10 protein-coding genes are annotated in these 20,857 nt (G+C 42.7%); all 10 read left to right on the plus strand.

The genetic code is table 11. The features are described from left to right. The first annotated feature begins 8 nt into the window (after positions 1-8). The gene (locus BSCG_RS13425; RefSeq protein WP_008776111.1) at positions 9-3,041 is read left to right on the plus strand and encodes a SusC/RagA family TonB-linked outer membrane protein; all 3,033 of its coding nucleotides are present in this window, start codon (positions 9-11) and stop codon (positions 3,039-3,041) included. Positions 3,042-3,052: 11 nt separating this feature from the next. Continuing rightward, complete coding sequence (locus BSCG_RS13420; RefSeq protein WP_008776112.1) at positions 3,053-4,825, plus strand: RagB/SusD family nutrient uptake outer membrane protein; 1,773 nt, start codon at positions 3,053-3,055, stop codon at positions 4,823-4,825. Positions 4,826-4,847: 22 nt separating this feature from the next. Then, positions 4,848-5,918: an endonuclease/exonuclease/phosphatase family protein gene (locus tag BSCG_RS13415; protein WP_008776113.1), complete on the plus strand. Its 1,071-nt coding sequence runs from the start codon at positions 4,848-4,850 to the stop codon at positions 5,916-5,918. Positions 5,919-5,923: 5 nt separating this feature from the next. Further along, positions 5,924-7,219, plus strand: coding sequence for an acetylxylan esterase (locus tag BSCG_RS13410; RefSeq protein ID WP_004310359.1), 1,296 nt, complete (start codon positions 5,924-5,926; stop codon positions 7,217-7,219). Between the two features lie 195 nt (positions 7,220-7,414). After that, on the plus strand, positions 7,415-11,473 hold the full coding sequence (locus BSCG_RS13405) for a two-component regulator propeller domain-containing protein (RefSeq protein WP_004310358.1): 4,059 nt from the start codon (positions 7,415-7,417) through the stop codon (positions 11,471-11,473). Positions 11,474-11,765: 292 nt separating this feature from the next. After that, positions 11,766-13,301 carry a sulfatase-like hydrolase/transferase gene (locus BSCG_RS13400; protein ID WP_008776115.1) on the plus strand — a complete coding sequence of 512 codons (1,536 nt, stop codon included), beginning with the start codon at positions 11,766-11,768 and terminating at the stop codon, positions 13,299-13,301. 159 nt (positions 13,302-13,460) lie between these two features. After that, complete coding sequence (locus BSCG_RS13395) at positions 13,461-16,619, plus strand: SusC/RagA family TonB-linked outer membrane protein (RefSeq protein ID WP_008023920.1); 3,159 nt, start codon at positions 13,461-13,463, stop codon at positions 16,617-16,619. A 27-nt stretch (positions 16,620-16,646) separates the two neighbouring features. After that, a complete protein-coding gene (locus BSCG_RS13390) occupies positions 16,647-18,419 on the plus strand; it encodes a RagB/SusD family nutrient uptake outer membrane protein (protein WP_004324280.1) in 1,773 nt (590 codons plus the stop codon). Between the two features lie 30 nt (positions 18,420-18,449). Next, the gene (locus BSCG_RS13385) at positions 18,450-19,550 is read left to right on the plus strand and encodes a DUF5017 domain-containing protein (RefSeq protein ID WP_032849532.1); all 1,101 of its coding nucleotides are present in this window, start codon (positions 18,450-18,452) and stop codon (positions 19,548-19,550) included. 227 nt (positions 19,551-19,777) lie between these two features. Then, the gene (locus BSCG_RS13380) at positions 19,778-20,725 is read left to right on the plus strand and encodes a tRNA-dihydrouridine synthase family protein (RefSeq protein ID WP_004313853.1); all 948 of its coding nucleotides are present in this window, start codon (positions 19,778-19,780) and stop codon (positions 20,723-20,725) included. Positions 20,726-20,857: the final 132 nt, after the last annotated feature.

The raw sequence follows: 20,857 nt of genomic DNA on the forward strand, positions 1-20,857 counted from the left end.
AAAACAGAATGTATATGAAAAACAGAATAATCACACTTTTGTGCATCGTATGCCTGTTCACAGGCAATGAAGTATGCCGGGCACAAGTGCAAGAAGTTATATCCGGTGTGGTGCGGAATGAGAGCAACGAACCTTTAGACGGCGCAATCATTTCTGTCCCGGACAATCCCGAATACACCACAAGCAGTGATAAAGACGGAAAATTCATCATGGAGATTCCGTCGGGAGCCAGTATGGTCATTTGTAAGATTCCGGGATATCGGAACCAGACAATGAAATTCACTCTGAATAAACCGGTAGAGTTTTGTCTGATATCAGACATCGCCGGTCAGGATACATCTCTCGAAGTAGCCATGCTGCAGAAAGAGAGAAAAGGAGGTTATACAGGAGCAATCTCTACCGTTCAGGGAGAAGAGTTAGTTAAAACACCTAATAGCGGATTTTCAGCTACGCTGACCGGACGCTTGGCAGGATTGACTTCTATCCAATCCACCAGCACACCAGCCGATGATGCAACAATGATGTATATACGTGGTCTGAATTCCATAAACGGTAATTCACCTTTGGTTGTACTCGATGGAATTCCGGCTCCATTATTCGATATGAATACACTCGATGCCAACACTGTAGAATCTGTCAGTATTCTGAAAGATGCCGCAGCTAAAGCATTATATGGTCCGCGAGCTTCTTCCGGAGTAATTCTTATTACTACAAAAAGAGGCGAAATAGGACGTACTAAAGTAAATGTGAACATGGACTTCTCCATACAACAGGCTACCCAGCGTCCTAAAATAGTAAGTACCGGTGAATACGCACAAATGCGTAACCAGGCCTTACTCAATGACGGTGGCACTCCACTCTATTCTTTATATGAAATAGCCGGGTTTACAGATGGAACTATGCCGGGACACGACTGGTATGACACTTTTATGAATGATGCAGCCAGTATGCAACGTTACAACGTAAATATCAGCGGAGGTAACAACCGGGTTAAATACCTTGTTAATGCCGGTTATCTTCACCAAAACAGCCTGATTGATGCAGAGAAGAATGATAATTATAATCCTGCACTCAAATTGCATCGCTTCAACATTTTAGCTAATGTGGACGTCACTCTGCATCGTTATCTAAACTGTTTCCTTAACACAAATGTCACTATCGACCGGATGAATCAAGGATACAACGGGACAGGAGATATCATGAATTCGATCTATCAGATGGCCCCCACCGTACCTGGACCTATCACCGAAGACGGAAAAGTGATTACTGCAGAATACAATGAATATCCTACTTACGGACTTATCAACCGCTCCGGATATAGCCATCAAACAGGTATCAATCTGAACGTCGCTTATGGAATGAATCTGGATCTGGGATTCCTGACTAAAGGATTGAGCGTAAAAGGAATAGTAGGTTATGAAGCAAACTATGACGGAACAATCTATGGTTCTACTGACTACGCACGTTATGCAGCCAATGGCAGCGGACTTTTCGGTACTCACACCACTCTTCCTCTAAGTTTAAGTAAGACCGCTAATATGCGCTACTTTATCAACTTCCAAGGATTCATCAACTATAATCGTATTTTTGGAGGCAAACATGAAGTAGATGCATTTGTCAGCTATTTCAATGAGAATATGATGAAAAACGGTGATCTCCCATACGATCGTTTGTCATTAATGGGACATGTGAAATACGGCTATGATTCACGGTACTATATACAGGGAGACTTTACCTATGATGGCACAGAACAGTTCAAACCAGGTAACCGTTTTAAATTCTTCCCGACAGTATCTGCCGCTTGGGTGGTATCCAACGAAAGTTTCCTGAAAGACACAGATTGGTTGTCCTTCCTCAAAATACGCGCATCTGCCGGCTGGCTGGGTAATGACCAGATATCTGACACCCGTTTCCTGTATGCTACAGATGTACGTTATAAAGATGCAGGTTACTTACTAAGCAACTACTATGGCTTTCATACTGTAGAAGGTATGCAAGGTAATCCGTATATCCATTATGAAGAATCTTTCCAGCAAAATTACGGAATAGATGTTACCTTATTCAACTCACTAGGTATCACATTTGATTATTGGAACGTGAAACAGACCCAAATGGCTATCCAAAATAACAGTGTATCTTCTGCACAAGGTATCGCCAGTGAAAATCTGCCATTTGAAAATCTGGGTAAGATGAACAACAAAGGATTTGATCTTGAACTATCTTATATCAAGAATCTGAAATGTGGATTAAGAATGACTATCAGAGGGAATATGGGATACAATAAAAATGAAGTAACTGACATAAAAGAGTTGAACCGTACCGCCAGCGGATATTACTATCCATATCGTAAAACCGGCTATTCTGCAGGACAACAGTTCGGATATCTGATTGACTATTCCAACGGAAACGGCTACTATAATAGCCAGGAGGAAATAGATAAAAGCGGTCTGCGATTCTCTGGTGCTTCTCCGCGCCCAGGTGATTTCATTTACAAAGACTTAAATAACGACGGAAATATAGATGAGCGTGACCAGGCACCGATGGACAAAGCCCAGACACTACCTACACTTTCTTATGGTGGTTCTATTCAACTGGAATACAAAAACTTTGACTTGTATGTTCAGTTACAAGGTGTATCAGGTACAGCAGCCTATTACAGTGGATGCGGTATCTTCGATAATGCTTACCAAGGAGTGTACACAGACCTGCACCGTAATGCCTGGACAGCAGATCGCTATGCGGCAAATGAAAAAATCAGCTATCCGGCTTTGACCACAGGAAGCTCTTCAAGTCTCCAATCGAATGAATTCTTCTATTCCAAAAATAACTATATGAGATTGAAGAATGTAGTATTAGGTTATACACTTCCTAAACGTTGGAGCAGTAAGCTGAAACTGGAGAAAATGAGATTCTATATCAGCGGAGCCAATTTGTTGACCACCTCATCTCTCAAGTTCGATAATCTGGACCCGGAACAATATTCCTACTCTGTATACCCCATTTACAGAACATTTAACATAGGACTTAACCTGAATTTCTAAAGACTGAAGTTATGAAAATAAATAAAATCATATCAGGAGTATTCTCCTTGCTCATATTATCCTCATTCATAGGATGTACTGAAATTGAAGATCATCCGGACGGCCGTACGGATTACAGCGATTTGTTTACCACGAACCGTAAAACGTATACTTATATGAATCAATGTTATGGATGGATTCTGAATTACGGAATGAACTATAACTATACCATGCTAGCTGGTTGTACGGATGAAGCCAAAGATTCCTGGGAACTACAGAACGGAGTTACCCGCAAATGGAATGAAGGACAATTATCTCCCTTCAGCAATCCGCTGGAGGGCATCGAAGGAAATCCGGAAAACTACAATTATTATTATCAAGGGATTCGTGCCTGCAACATCTTTCTTGCCAATATCCCTACTGCCAGTGTCTACTCGGAAGATATACGTAACAGTTTCAAGGCACAGGTACTTACATTACGCGCTTTCTATTATCTTCAATTGGTGAAACGTTATGGAGGTGTTCCCATCATAACAACTCCCGACTACGATTATACCAAGGTTAAAAGAGGTACATTTGGCGAGTGTGCCCGCCAAATATTAGCTGATTGTCAGGCTGCTATTGATATTCCCACTGTTGAAGAATGGGGATGGCGTTCCTTAGATAAGGAGAACTACCGTCACGTTATGACAAAAGCCATCTGTGCAGCCATCCGTTCACAGATATCACTCTATGCAGCCAGTCCTCTGTACAATGACGGAACAATCACTTGGACAGAAGCCGCAGAAATTACTAAAAAGTCTCTGGATGACTGTCTGGCGAACAATTATGAACTTTATAAGAAACAGCCGAATGCTACAGCTGGTTATTCTCCTTATGATGTGTATTTCTATTCGCGCACTGACTTGCCGGTAGTTAATGACAAAGAAACCATTATGGAAGTTGGACAAATGTATATGTGGAATTATGCTGGCCTGCCAACTACCGACGGCCAGACAGATGCCGGTGCGTGTCCGTCGCAAGAGCTACTTGATGCCTATGAAGTTGTGAACGGTGACATGACAGAATCTTATCCTCTGCTCAATTTAGAGAGCCCTTATCTAGATGCCAATCATCTGCAGCCTAACTTGAATTCGGCTGTTCAAGGTCTCTACAATCAAGCCAAACCGTATGAGAACCGTGATCCGCGTCTTAAAGCTTCTATTTATTATGATGGTTCCAAACTAAACCTGGAAACCGGTGCACTACTCTCAACTAAGACAGGAGGAAACTGTGCACTTGATCCCAGTAATGCACGTTACACCTGTACCGGCTATTATACACGTAAGTTCTCGCATTATAAATCCGGACGTTCCGGCAATCTGGATGGCTACTTCAAAGAGTTCCGCCTGGCTGAATTATATTTGAATTATGCAGAGGCAGCTAATGAAGCATCCACTACCGGAACTGTACCCAATGATGCGGTAGACGCAGTCAATGCAGTACGTTCCAGAGTAGGTATGCCAGGCATTCCTTACGGATTATCCTGTGATCAGTTTCGTCTGCGAATCAGGAACGAAAGACGCGTAGAACTTGCTTTTGAAGAACACCGCTTCTTTGATGTACGCCGTTGGAAGATACTGGATCAAACAGATAAAGTAATCACCGGAATGAAAGCAAACTCAGATGGAAGTTACTCCCGTTTTGTAGTAGATAATAACCGAAAAGCATATAGTGAAAAATTCCTATTATATCCAATACCGGGTGACGAAGCAATCCGGTTACAGAATGCTTCAGGAACTAACTGTCAGAATCCGGGCTGGTAATCAAATCTAAAAAATACAGATTATGCAAAAGTGGTTATTAACTATTATTATTGCCATACTTCCTGTTATCACTGCATGTTCTAAAACCGATACGGAAGTATCTGTACCGGAAGAAGAAACAGGAAAGAAAACAGAGATTAAGTTCCTTCAACTCAACTTATGGGTGGAGTGTACCAAGGTGGAGCATGCTCCGGAATATCTGATAGAACAGATTGCTACCCTACAGCCAGACATTGCTACATTTTGCGAATTATATAAAGGTCCACAAGACGATCCCGTGATGCCTAAACTAATGCAAGGGCTTAAAGATAAGGGACTCATCTATTACGATGCACGAATAGACGGAAGAGCGGTCATATCAAAATATCCGTTCAAAGAGACAGAACGCATCAACAAATGGATGTTCAAAGCGATTCTGGATGTCAATGGGAAACGAGTGGCCGTTTACCCGGCACATTCAGAGTATCGTTACTACACCTGTTACTATCCCCGGGGATACAATGACGGTAGCGTTAATTGGGATAAACTTCCGGCTCCTATCACTGATGTAAACAAGATACTTGCTGTCTGCGAAGAATCAGACCGTATAGAATCCGCCCAAGCTTTTATCAACAACGCTGCCAAAGAGCTAGAGCAAGGAGCACTCGTGTTTTTTGCCGGAGATCTGAATGAGCCTTCTTATCTGGATTGGCAGGCCGATACAAAAGATCTATTCGATCATCGCGGATGTATCGTCAATTGGGGAACTTCCAAATTGTTGGTTCAACGGGGATATAAAGATGCCTACCGGGTAATTCATCCCGATCCGGTGAAATGTCCAGGATTCACTTTTCCAGCAGACAATAAATCAGTCATTCCAGAGAATCTCTCATGGGCACCGGAGGCAGATGAACGCGAACGAATTGATTTCGTTTACTATTATCCAAATAAAAATCTACAAATAAAAAGTGCCCAGATAGTAGGTCCAACAGGCTCTATTGTACGCGGACAAAGAATAGAAGAACAAACCAAAGATCCAATCATTCCGCCCGTAAACAATCAGTGGCCAAGCGATCATAAAGGAGTGCTGATTACGTTTTATATCAAAGAGTAATTACAATGATTAACAGGATGCAAAAGTGGATATACGTCATTATACTCCTGACCGGATACTCAATAAGAAGTTATACACAGAAGACCATAAATCTCAATATTCCTGTTGAGCAAAACTGGATGTTCGATAACGAACATCCAGTACGCTTCATGCTGGAATTGACATCTGCACAGTCAGGTTTTTCGGATAGGATACGCATGGACATTGCAACAGATTTCGGCAATGCTGTATCGTCTACCTTTATAACCTACTCTTTCGGAACAGATTCGATAGCTCCCGGTGGAGGCTTTCGCAGTCGTGCATCAGTCACTCTCACGAATCTCACTCCCGGATTTTACCAGGTTTGTTTCATTGCCGGCACCGACACTCTGAAACATTTCTTCTTTGGATACGAAGCCGAACAGATTTTATCCAAACCGGATGGTCCCCCTAACTTAAAAAGATTTTGGAATAAAACCATCACCGAACTTAAACGTGTACACCCTGCCTATAAAATGACACGTCTACCTGAATCTTCGAAGCCAGAGCGTGATGTTTACGAAGTAGAAATGCGCTCGCTTGAAGGAGAAATCTTACGGGGGTATTGGGCAGTCCCTACAGATGGTCAGAGTCATCCGGCCGTAGTGGTTTATCAAGGTTATGATGCCGTCACCTGGATTCCCAGTCCCGACGACTATCCCGGTTGGTGTATCTTGGTCATTCCACCCCGTGGACAAGGCCTCAACAAACCTTATAACCGCTTTGGTGAGTGGATTGCTTTCGGACTGGATTCACCCAAACATTACTATTACAGAGGTGCTTTTGCTGATACAGTCCGCAGTATTGATTTTATTTTTGCTCAGCCATGCTTTGACGGACAAAACCTTTTTGCTACAGGTATTTCGCAAGGTGGAGCGCTCACACTAGCAGCAGCGTCACTCGACCATCGTATTTCCGCAGCTGCGCCTATCGTACCCTTTCTGTCAGACTATCCCGATTATTTCCGTTTGGTTCACTGGCCTGCCAACTTGGTATTCGAAGGAGCTGCCCGGCAGAATATTGACAAAGATAAAATATTCTCATTACTAACTTACTTTGACTTGAAGAATCTGACCGGATGGATCAAATGCCCAGTATTAATGGGATTCGGACTTCAGGACAACATTACACCACCACATACAAATTTTGCAGCATACAATCACATCCGTACACCTAAACGCTGGATATGTTACCCTACATCAGGACACTTTGCAGCTTATGAGAACATGGACTCATGGATTGCTGAAAGTACTCGTTTTTTCAATCAGTATGTAGTGTGGTAATAATCTGAACTGATAAAAACGAAACAGGCACAAACACTATAACAAGAGGTTAGTTAGGTTAGAAACCAGAAGAGTAATTCTGTTAAATAGAATTCTCTTCCGGTGTTTTATAGTTACTTTCTTCTAATAAGATTCACTGAAATCGAATAAAAACAATATATTTGCATAGATGTAAACACCTTAAAAAATAAATTAGTGAGAAAAGTAATTCTTTTATTTCTGCTATTTTTAAGCGTAGCTGGAGTCCGCACACAAGGTCAAAACATCACTTTTAGCCACTTGACCACGGACGACGGACTCTCCCAATTTTCTGTCAATAGCCTTTATATTGATGAACGGGGGATTATATGGATTGGCACGCGTGAAGGACTGAACCGGTATAACGGTAACGATATCAAAAGTTTCAAACTTAATAAAAACGATCCGAACAGTTTGTTCAGCAATACAGTGCTGCGTATCACCGGAAACAAAAACGGGAAGGTATACCTGCTCTGTACGGACGGGGTAGCAGAGTTCGATCTGACCACACAAAGATTCAAAACGTTGCTGCAAGGCAATGTGGATGCTATTTATTTCAACGAGAAATTATATATCGGGAAAAGAGAAGAAGTGTTTGTATATAATGAAAGTACCGGAAACTTCGATCTCTACTATCATCTTGCCGGAAAAGATATCACCCTCTCCTGCCTCCACCTGGACGAAAAGAAAAATCTGTGGATGGGAACTACCAGTAACGGACTTTACTGTTTATCGGGAGACAAAAAGATTTCCCAACCTGTCACAAGAGGTAATATCGCGAGTATTTACGAAGATTCGTCTAAAGAATTATGGATCTGTACCTGGGAAGAAGGACTCTACCGGATAAAAACAGATAGTACCATTGAGAACTTCCGTCATGATCCTAAAAATCCAAACAGTATTTGCACCGATTTCGTAAGGAGTTGCTGTGAAGATAATGCAGGAAATCTGTGGATAGGAACCTTTCACGGGTTAAATCGCTATGAAAAGAGCACAGGTAAATTCCAACTTTACACTGCCAACGCGAACAAACCCGACGGACTTACCCACTCCTCCATCTGGTGCATCGTCAAAGATGAACAAGGAACAATTTGGCTGGGTACTTATTTCGGAGGTGTCAACTATTTCAATCCAGAATATGAAATCTATACCCGTTACAAAACCGGAGATACAGAGAAAGAAGGTCTAAGTAGTCCGATCGTCGGTAGAATGACTGAAGATAAGGACGGAAACCTGTGGATTTGTACCGAAGGCGGCGGCGTGAATGTGTATAACCGGAAGGATAACACCTATCGGTGGTATCGCCACGAAGAGGGCAAAAATAGCATTTCCCATAACAATGTCAAAGCAATCTACTACGACCGGACTAATGAAATCATGTGGATAGGTACACACTTGGGAGGATTGAACAAACTCGACCTGCGTACTAACCGTTTCACAGTCTACCGAATGAAAGCCGGAGACCCAACCTCACTACCTTCGGATATCGTCCGAGACATTGTACCTTATAAGGACAAGCTGGTTGTCGCCACACAAAACGGTGTTTGTCTTTTCAATCCGGCAACAGGCGCTTGCCAACAGCTCTTCAAAGAGACTAAAGAAGGAAGAGGTATTGGCATGGTAGCCAGTCTTTGCATTGATAAAGACGGTACATTGTGGATTGCGGCTACCGGGGAGGGTGTTTATTCTTACCGGTTCGACAGCGGTAAACTTACTAATTATCCACACAATCCCGCTAATCCGAACAGTCTTAGCAACAATAATATCAACAGTATCATGCAGGACAGTAACGGTAATCTGTGGTTCTGCACCTCCGGAAGCGGTCTCGACCGTTACCGTAAGGCAAGTGATGACTTTGAAAACTTCGATGTACAGACAGATGGTTTATCCAGCGACTGTATCTACGAAGTATGCGAATCGTCCATACAGAAAGGAGACTTATTGCTGATTACCAATCAGGGATTCTCACAGTTCAACTATCCAAGCAAGAAATTCTATAATTACGGTACGGAGAATGGATTCCCGTTGACTGCCGTCAATGAAAACGCACTATTTGTGACACATGACGGAGAAGTATTCCTTGGCGGTATTCAGGGAATGATTTCTTTCTGGGAGAAAAAATTACATTTCACTCCCAAATCATATAATATCATTCTTTCCCGCCTGTTTGTCAACGGAAAAGAAGTAGTTCCGGGAGATGAAAGCGGCATCCTGGAACAGTCGATCTGTCATACTCCGGAAATCAGTCTGAAAGCGAATCAATCGATGTTTAGCATCGAATATGCCACTTCCAACTTCATCCCTGCCAACAGAGATGAAATTCTCTATCGCCTGGAGGGTTTCTCAGACGAATGGAACCATACTTACCGGAAGCAAACGCTGATTACTTATACAAACCTGAATCCGGGTAAATATACCCTTGTCATCAAATCACAGAGGGAAGGAATAAAAGAGGCCAGACTGCTGATTATCGTACTCCCTTCATGGTATGAGACATGGTGGGCTTACCTGATTTATACCATTGTCACTATCAGCCTGTTATGGTATCTTATTCAGAACTATAATTCGCGCATCAAACTCCGTGAGTCTTTGAAGTACGAAAAGAAGCATATTGAAGACCTCGAAGCATTGAACCAGTCGAAACTCCGTTTCTTCACTAACATCTCGCACGAATTCCGCACACCGTTAACGCTGATCGTGGGACAAGTGGAAACTTTGTTGCAGGTGCAGACATTTACGCCTAATATATATAATAAGGTGTTGGGAATTTACAAGAACAGTCTCCAATTACGGGAACTGATTACGGAACTACTTGATTTCCGTAAACAGGAACAGGGTCACATGAAGATCAAAGTTAGCCAGCACAATCTGGTTAACTTCCTGTATGAGAATTATCTGCTCTTCCTCGAATATGCGAGCAGTAAACAAATCAACTTCAAGTTCAACAAACAGAAGGATGACATTGAAGTATGGTATGACCAAAAGCAGATGCAGAAAGTGATAAACAACCTGCTGTCTAATGCAGTGAAGCATACCAAGGCCGAAGATACAATTTCGATTAATGTATCGCAGGAGAAAGACCATGTCATCATTGAAATAAAAGATACAGGTACAGGTATCGCCGCTGCCGAAATTGATAAGATATTCGACCGTTTCTATCAGACCGAGCATCTCAACTCGCTGAATACCGGAGCCGGTACAGGCATCGGACTGGCACTGACGAAAGGTATTGTGGAACTTCATCACGGCACAATCCGGGTAGAAAGCGAACCGGGCAAAGGAAGCAGTTTCATTATCACCCTCAAACTAGGCAAGGAACACTTCACAGAAGAGCAAATAGCGAAAGATGATACGGAAACCATCCAGCAAACAGAGACTATTGTTCCTTCAGTAGAAATAATCCCTGATTCGGAATGGAAAGAAGAAGATAACAAGCGCATCGAAGACGCCAAAATGCTGATAGTGGAAGACAATGAATCTATCAAACAGATGTTAGTCGGTATTTTCGAAACATTCTATCAAGTCAGTACGGCTTCCGACGGAGTAGAAGCATTAGAGATGATACAGAAGGATATGCCGAGCATCATTTTAAGTGATGTCGTAATGCCACGCATGTCGGGTACGGAACTTTGCAAACAGATCAAGACGGACTTTAACACTTGCCATATTCCGGTGGTATTATTAACCGCACGTACTGCTATAGAGCACAATATCGAAGGTTTGAAGATTGGTGCGGATGATTATATCACGAAACCGTTTAATACCAATCTTCTGATTTCCCGCTGCAATAACCTAGTTAATTCCCGCCGGCTATTGCAAGAGAAGTTCAGCAAACAACCACAGGCTTTTGCCCAAATGTTGGCTACCAACCCGATGGATAAGGAGATGCTCGACCGCGCGATGGCCATTATCGAACGTCATCTGGACAATACGGATTTCAACGTTAATATCTTCGCCCGCGAAATGGGTATGGCACGTACGAACCTATTCACTAAACTGAAAGCAGTTACAGGCCAGACCCCGAATGATTTCATCCTAAGCATACGTCTCAAAAAAGGCGCTGTCATGTTAAGGAATAACCCGGAGCTGAATATCACGGAGATCTCTGACCGGATTGGGTTCTCCTCCTCCCGCTATTTCAGTAAATGTTTCAAGGAGATTTATCACGTCAGTCCGCTGGCTTATCGTAAAGGAGAAGAGAGCGAAGAAGAAGGGGACGGAGAAGAAACAGATTAGCAGGCAACTATACAAGCACTCTTGCAAAATAATCTTATATTATTAGGCACGGATCACACGGATTTCACGGATTAAAAAACGATGAGTATGAAAACAACAGCGTTAATCCGTGTAATCCGTGCCTAAATTTATGATATAAACGGTTTCTTAGTCCGGACATCTTCGCCCGAATAAAGAAGGTAACCTCTTAAGTGTACTATTTTGTACTTCACTTGTACATTCCTACTCATTCTTTTTCTTCCATTCGCTTATCTTTGTGTTCATTACATTATTTCCTAAAACATTCAGCATTATGAAAAACGTTTCGCGTCTACTTCCCCTATTGTCCGGCATCGTCACGCTGTCAGGATGCAATCATGCACCCCAAAAGAACAATGGGCAGAATAGCCAAAAGCCTAACATTATTTATATATTTGCAGATGATCTCGGCATTGGTGATTTAAGTTGTTATGGAGCAACAAAAGTGAGCACTCCCAACATCGACCGGTTGGCAGGACAAGGAGTACAATTCACCAATGCTTATGCAACTTCTGCCACCAGCACCCCTTCCCGTTTCGGACTCCTGACAGGTATGTATCCTTGGAGACAGGAAAACACAGGAATCGCTCCCGGCAACTCTGAACTCATTATCGACACTACCTGCATCACCATGGCAGATATGCTGAAAGATGCAGGATACGCAACCGGTGCAGTAGGCAAATGGCATCTGGGACTCGGTCCGAAAGGTGGAACCGACTTTAACAACCGGATTACCCCTAACGCACAAAGCATCGGGTTCGACTACGAATTTATTATTCCGGCTACCGTAGACCGTGTACCTTGTGTATTTGTAGAAAACGGACATGTCGTAGGACTTGACCCCAATGATCCTATCACCGTAAACTACGACCACAAAGTAGGCGACTGGCCTACGGGAGAAGAGAACCCAGAGCTCGTCACTTTAAAACCCAGCCAGGGACACAACAATACAATTATCAACGGCATTCCCCGTATCGGCTGGATGACCGGAGGAAAATCCGCCCTTTGGAAAGATGAAGACATAGCCGATATCATCACCAACAAGGCCAAGAATTTCATTGCATCCCATCAGGAAGAACCCTTCTTCTTATATATGGGTACGCAAGACGTACATGTACCACGCATCCCCCACCCACGTTTCGCAGGCAAAAGCGGACTCGGCACTCGTGGCGACGTCATCCTGCAACTGGACTGGACCATCGGTGAAATCATGCACACACTGGACAGCCTCCACATCGCAGACAACACCATCCTGATCTTTACCAGCGATAACGGTCCTGTTATCGACGACGGCTATCAAGACCAAGCTTACGAACTTCTCAACGGGCATACTCCGATGGGGATCTACCGTGGTGGGAAATACAGTGCTTACGAAGCGGGGACACGCGTTCCATTTATCGTCCGCTGGCCTGCCCGAGTAAAGCCGAACAAGCAACAAGCTCTTTTCTCTCAAATAGATGTGTATGCATCGCTCGCCTCCCTTTTGGACCAACCTTTACGTAAAGGAGCTGCTCCCGATAGTCAAGAACATCTGAACGTACTCCTCGGCAAAAATAATACAAACCGTGAGTATGTCGTTCAACAGAATCTCAATAACACACTTGCCATCATAAAAGGTCAATGGAAATACATCGAACCGAGCGACGGCCCCGCTATCGAGTATTGGACGAAAATGGAGTTAGGCAACGACAAACAGCCTCAACTTTACGATTTATCCTCCGATCCATCGGAGAAAACGAATGTATCAAAACAATACCCCGACATAGTGAAAGAATTATCTGAATTACTAGAATCCGTAAAAGAAAAATAGTTTATGAGAACAGGAAAATTGTATGATTTTGCACCAATCTTGAATAATTCTATCCATATTAGAATATTCAATCCATCTATCTTTGCAAGCGTAGATTCAATAAAATCACTTAATTTTTAATATATGAAAAAACATTTATCCACTCAAACTAGAAAAAGGATGCTCTCCTCCATCGGACTGATCCTGTTTTCTGTTTCTTTTGTACTTGCACAGGTACTTGTTAAAGGTACAGTGAAGGATAACTTAGGAGAAGGAGTACCGGGAGCCAGTGTCCAGGTAAAAGGTACTTCGCAAGGAACAATCACTGACCTTGACGGTAAATTTGCTTTTAACGTGCCCAATAAAAATTCGATATTGGTTATTTCTTTCATTGGTTATGTCACAGTAGAAATGAAGGTGGACACTCAAAAGCCAATGGTTATCACATTAAAGGAAGACACAAAGACATTGGACGAAGTGGTAGTAGTCGGCTATCAGGAGATACGCAAGAAGGATCTGACTGGCTCTGTTGCCAAAGCCAGTATGGCGGAACTACTTAGCACTCCGACTGCTTCTTTCGGCGAGACATTGGGCGGACGTATTGCCGGTGTCAACGTAAGTTCGGGCGAAGGTATGCCGGGCGGACAGATGAACATCGTCATCCGTGGTAACAACTCTTTGACACAGGACAACTCTCCTCTTTATGTCATTGACGGTTTCCCGGTGGAAGACCCCTCCATAGCCGCAGCCATTAATCAGAACGATATCGAGTCACTCGACTTCCTGAAGGATGCCTCTGCTACCGCTATCTACGGTGCCCGTGGTGCCAACGGTGTCGTGATGATTACAACCAAGAAAGGAACAATCGGCCAACCTAAAATTAAATACGACGGAAGTTTCGGTATTCAGCATATCACCAAAACGATCCCGATGATGGATGCCTATGAATTCGTCAAACTACAGGCAGAACGTAGTCCCAAAGATATGGAAACTACCTACTTCATGAATTATGACGGTAAGAAATGGGGACTGGAAGATTATAGAAATATCCCGCAATATAACTGGCAGGATGAAATCTTCCGCAGCGCATGGATGCAAAGCCACAATGTCAGCCTGACCGGTGGTTCGGAAGGAGTTCGCTACAATGCTTCTTTATCTTATTATGACCAGGACGGTATCTTGTTGGAATCAAACTACAAACGTGTACAAGGCCGTATGGGTACTACCATCCAAAAGAAGAAACTGAAAATCTATCTGACGACCAACTATTCCAGTACTACAACTACCGGTGGTTCTCCTTCCCAGAACTCATACAGTGGTATGAATAACCTGTTCTATAGTGTATGGGGATATCGCCCTGTGACCGAACCGGACAGACCATTAAACTCGTTGATGGATAACATCATGGACGACGCGATAAACAATACCAACGACTATCGTTTCAACCCTATCATGTCTTTGAAAAATGAATATCGCAAGACGTACGCGAACTATATCCAGTTCAACGGATTTGCAGAATATGAATTTATCAAAGGATTGAAGTTGAAAGTTTCCGGCGGTTACACATTCGATACCCGCAAAGGGGAAACATTCAACAACTCGAAAACTCGTTATGGTAATCCGAAATCATCCGATAAGGTGAATGCAGAAATCTACCATTCTCAACGTGCAACGTGGTTGAACGAAAATATTCTAACCTATCAGACCAATATCAAACGGAAGCATTTCTTTAATAGTATGGTAGGTGTAACTCTGCAAAATTCTGACTATGAATACTATTCATACAAGACAGTGCAAATTCCAAACGAAGCACTCGGGATGGCAGGAATGAGTGAAGGAACTCCCAGTACGACCAAATCATTAAAGAGTTCCTGGTCTATGCTCTCTTTCCTGGGACGTTTGAACTATAACTACAAATCATTGTATTATGCAACGGTTTCTTTCCGTTCCGACGGTTCTTCCAAATTCCGTGGTGATAACCGTTTCGGCTATTTCCCTTCCGGTTCATTGGCATGGGGATTCATGGAGGAAGATTTTATGAAACCATTGAAGTCTGTTGTTTCTTCCGGTAAATTAAGAGCAAGCTGGGGATTGACCGGTAACAACCGTGTAGGCGAGTATGATACGTATGCTTTATATCAGATATTAAAAGATAAAGTTGGAGATTTTATTTCGATCGGTAGCCTACCGAGTGGTGTATATCCGTTCGAAAACAGCCTGACAAGTGTAGGTACAGTGCCCACTTCCTTAAGAAACAGAAAACTGAAATGGGAGACTACCGAACAGTGGAACCTGGGTCTGGACTTAGGCTTCCTGGACGAACGCATCGGATTAACCGTAGACTGGTATCGTAAAACGACTCGTGATTTGTTGCTGAATACTGCACTTCCCACCTCTTCCGGTTATTTCAGTGCCATGAAGAATGTAGGAAAGGTACGCAACCAAGGTATCGAGCTCACATTGAACACAACCAATATCAAGAACCGTCATTTCTCATGGACTACTAACTTTAATATCGCATTCAACAAGAACAAAGTATTAGAATTGGCCGAAAACCAATCTTCTCTGTTGAGTGCAGCCAAATTTGACCAGAACTATAACTCTCAATACAGCTACATTGCCAAAGTGGGTTATCCGATGGGAATGATGTACGGATTCATCTACGAAGGTACATACAAATACGAAGATTTCGACAAAGTAGGTGATACATATACACTGAAACGCAATGTTCCGTATTTCTCTTCCGAAAGTAATACACAACCGGGTATGCCGAAATACGCAGACCTGAATGGTGACGGTATCATCGACGATAACGACCGCACTATGATCGGTAACGGTATGCCGAAACATACGGGCGGATTTACCAACAATTTCGAATACAAAGGATTTGACTTGAGCATCTTCTTCCAATGGTCGTATGGAAACGATGTATTGAATGCCAACCGCCTGTTCTTCGAGAACAGCAATAAAACACGTGACTTGAACCAATACGCAAGTTACGCAGACCGCTGGACACCGGAAAATCCGGAAAGTAATATTCCGAGAGCTACCGACTCCGGTTCTAACAAAGTGTTCTCTACACGTATTATCGAAGATGGTTCGTTCCTTCGTCTGAAGACCGTGTCTTTAGGATATACACTGCCGAAACAACTGACCAAGAAATGGAAGATAGACAATGCACGCGTATTCGTTGCCGGTCAGAATCTATGGACATGTACAGGGTATTCCGGTTACGACCCGGAAGTATCTATCCGTGAAGGCGCACTGACTCCGGGACTGGACTTCTCCGCTTATCCGAGAGCCTACTCTATCAGTTTTGGTATAAACTTAGGTTTCTAATCAATCATCCTTCAAACAATTACGTATATGAAAACAATAAAAATAATCATCATATCACTTCTTGTCGGACTTAACCTGACTTCCTGCGATTTCTTGGAAAAAGACCCGACATACACCACTCCTGAAAACTTCTTCAAAAATGAAGCGGACGCTACCTCTTGGCTGACAGGAACCTATGCCATTCTGGGACAAAGTTCCTTCTACGGAAATGAGTTCTTATACCTTGTAGGAGGTGACGATCTGGGACACTATGGTGGTGCCAACCGCGGACCTAACAAAAGTGGGTTGATCTGTAACAATGCCAACACAAGTGATCCGGCCGTTGCAGCATTGTGGTACACATTATACTCCGGCATCAACAGAGCCAATATTTTCCTGGAAAATATTGATGCAGTGCCCGATATGAACGACGATACCCGCAAGCAGTACAAAGCCGAAGCCCGTTTCTTACGCGCATTCTATTATTTTACTTTGGTAGAATGTTGGGGAGATGTACCTTTCAAGACTACTTCTACAGAAGATGCCTATAACCTCTCCATTCCACGTACGGACAAACAGACGATTTATGATTTTATCATCAAAGAGATGTATGGTTCTGCCGAGGATCTCAAATCTGCTCAAGATTTGAACTATTTGCCGGGACGTGTTTCCAAATCGGCAGCTTGGGGTATGTTGGCACGGGTATATATGTTCAGAGCCGGCGAACCTAAGCGCGACAAGGAAGTGGGTTTGGCTAACAACACGACTAGTGCCGAGATTACAGAATATTTCAAAAAAGCAAGTTACTATGCACAGTTAGTCAAGAATGAGGGTCATTCACTAACTGCCAAATATTGGGACTTCTTTATCGACATTTGTTCTGATAAGTATAACACTGCTCTCAATAAGGATGGTGCCAAGGCTAATGAAAGTATTTGGGAAGTAGAATTTGCAGGTAACCGTTCGACGGATGTACGTGCAGAAGGTAGAATCGGTAATATTATCGGCATTCAGGGTAAGGACCTTTCTTCCAAAGCATCCATCACTGGTAAAGGTGATCCGGGCTATGCATACGCTTTTATCTGGAATACTCCTAAACTGCTGGAATTGTATGAAGCAAACGATGACATTGACCGTTGCAACTGGAATATTGCTCCATTCACTTACACCCAGTCAGCAGGAGAAGGTACTCCGGTGGACGGTCGTGAATTTGTAAAGGGAAAAAGAGATGAAGTGGAACAACAATACTGGGATAAATCCTTCAGCTATGGTAAAACAGAGCCGGGGTCTACTTACGGTGATCGTGAATCGAAGAACGATGCCAATAAGAACCGCAACAGGGCTGCCGCCAAATATCGTAGAGAATATGAAGCAGACAAGAAGAGTAAAAACGATACTTCCATCAACTTCCCTCTTCTCCGTTACTCTGACATTCTGCTAATGATTGCAGAGGCAGAAAATGAAGTCAACCATGGTCCCAATGATTTGGCGTATGAATGTATCAATGCAGTAAGAGAACGTGCAGGAATCAAAAAACTTGCAGCAAATCTGGATGAAGAGAGCTTCCGCAAAGCGATCAAAGACGAACGTGCAATGGAACTCTGTTTCGAGTACACACGTCGTTTCGACCTGATCCGTTGGGGAGACTATTACAAACTGATGCAGGAACAAGTGGACAAGGCACAGGCTGACGAATCCTGGAAATTCGGAATCAATGTATATACTTACTTCAATATTCCGAAGTCTTACAATTATTTCCCGATTCCTGCCAATGAAATTGGATCAAACGGTGCTATCAAAACGAATAATCCGGGTTGGTAAATCCCTTATTAACTTTAAAAAGAAAAGGATATGAAGACAATATATAAAAGTTTGATGACTATCGCTTTTGCCGGACTATGTCTCGCTTCATGCGACAAGGAATTAAAAGAAGACACAGCAATGGAAGTTGGTGTGGTGACAGACAGCAATGTCAGCTTCGATGGCAAAACTGTAACTGTAAAGAAAGGAAGTCCGGTAACGTTCAGCTTCGATGGTGACCCTGATTTTATCAGTTTCTTCAGCGGTGAGATAGGGCACGAATACAAACACCGGAACAGAATTGAAATGCAACCGGAAGACGTAGAAAAATGTGAAATCAATTTCTCTATAGTATATGACTATGGCAATGCGAAAACCATCGAAGGTTCTACTCACATATTAATATCCGATCAATTCGGAGGGATTAGTGGCAACAACGTGGAAAAAGACAAAGAAGCTGTTACTAACTGTGACTGGACGGAACTTGTCAGCCAAGAAGATCTTCCCAAAGCAACCAAAGTTACTAAAGACTATTCCTGCCCTTTGACTTCTTACTTGGGCAAGGAAATCAGCATTGCTTTCCGCCTGAATCCCCTTGACAACAGCGCTACAATGCCTGTTATACATATTAAAGGATTACAACTTAATCTAGAATTCAACAATGGGAAATCAACCACAATTAATGCAAAGAACTTCGAATTCTCGGCTTTAAATGTAACCTACAATTTAGATGATCTTTCAAAAAACAACACTCATCTTACCAAACTGAAGGAAGCATTAGGAAACAAAAATCTCACACTTGAAGAAATGAAAAGTGCTGAATATGCAGACAAGATAGCATACACCACAGTGGATGGTAATATTCCTTATTTTTGGAGAATTAGCCAACCAAACGATTTCGTAACTAGCGGGGGTAGCAAAGATTATACCAAAGGAGATACTTGGCTTATTTCCAATCCAATCCTCCTCAATGGTTCCTGCGATCCTGACGCTGGTGTAGCCATCAAAAATATCTCGCAAACATTAGAGATATACTCACATACCTACGAGGAGGCCGGAACATATACCGCTACCTTCGTAGCCAACAATGCAAACTACGTCCATCAAGGTGGTCAAGTAGTACGTGAACTGACTATAAACGTTGTAGAATAAAAGCATATCCCCCAATTTTTCTAACCTTCAATCATAGAAAACGTTTATAAAAATCAGACTTTAATCAATTTAACATCAGAAAGAGAGGGACCGCGAGGTTCCTCTCTTTTACTTTTACCATATCTTTCCACCCTCTTCCCTTTCTTCTCCTCCGAAAAAGCATTTTTCTTTACTCAACTAGCGTATAAATCAACATTTATATATAAGTTTGCACAAAAATAAAAACAATGCAAAAGACTCTTCCTATTCATTTTGCCCCATTACAAGGGTATACCGACGTGATTTACCGTAATGCTCATGCTGCCTGCTTCGGAGGTATAGATACTTATTATACCCCATTTGTACGACTCGAAAAAGGCGGATTTCGCCATAGAGATGTCCGAGGAATCGAGCCCGGGAATAATCAAGTACCCCATCTGATTCCACAACTGATAGCTCCCTCTTTTGAGAAAGCAGAAAAAATCTTATCCCTACTCATTGAAAAGGGATATAAGGAAGTCGATATCAATATGGGGTGCCCTTTTCCCATGCTGGCTAAACGCCACAATGGTTCCGGTATTCTTCCTTATCCCGAAGAAGTGCAAGCGTTACTTAGCTGGCTGATTACGGAATATCCGCAAATTAGTTTTTCTATCAAAATGAGGTTGGGTTGGGAAGATCCGGAGGAATGTCTGAAACTGGCTCCGATTATCAATGAGCTCCCCCTACGACAAGTGGTTATGCATCCCCGCTTGGGAAAACAGCAATATAAAGGAGAAGTCGACCTTAAAGCGTTTGAAGCCTTTCAGGGAGTCTGCAAACATCCGCTCATCTATAATGGGGATATCAATAGTGTAGAAGATATTCACCGCATTCAGGAACAGTTTCCCGGACTAGCCGGAATGATGATAGGACGGGGATTACTTGCCAACCCGGCATTAGCTTTGGAGTATAGACAAAACCGTGCACTCGAGTTCGATGAAATGAGAGAAAAATTGCAATCTATGCACAAATGCGTATACAATCAATATGCAGAACAGTTGGAAGGAGGAGACGAACAACTTCTGAACAAAATGAAAACTTTCTGGGAATATTTAATGCCGCAAGCAGACAGAAAATTACTGAAAGCAATTCATAAAAGCACAAGTCTCAATAAATATAATCAGGCAATCCTTGCCTTTTTTAATCAACGATGAACTGATAACCAGTAATTTTACGTAATTTTGCGCCCGTTTACAAACATGCACATTATGAAAAAATACATTCTAATCTTTCTTTGTCTGATAACCGTATCGGGCAGTTTCGCACAAATGCAGGATTTCAAGTTC

This window comes from Bacteroides sp. 2_2_4 (assembly GCF_000157055.1).
Taxonomy (GTDB): Bacteria; Bacteroidota; Bacteroidia; order Bacteroidales; family Bacteroidaceae; genus Bacteroides; species Bacteroides ovatus.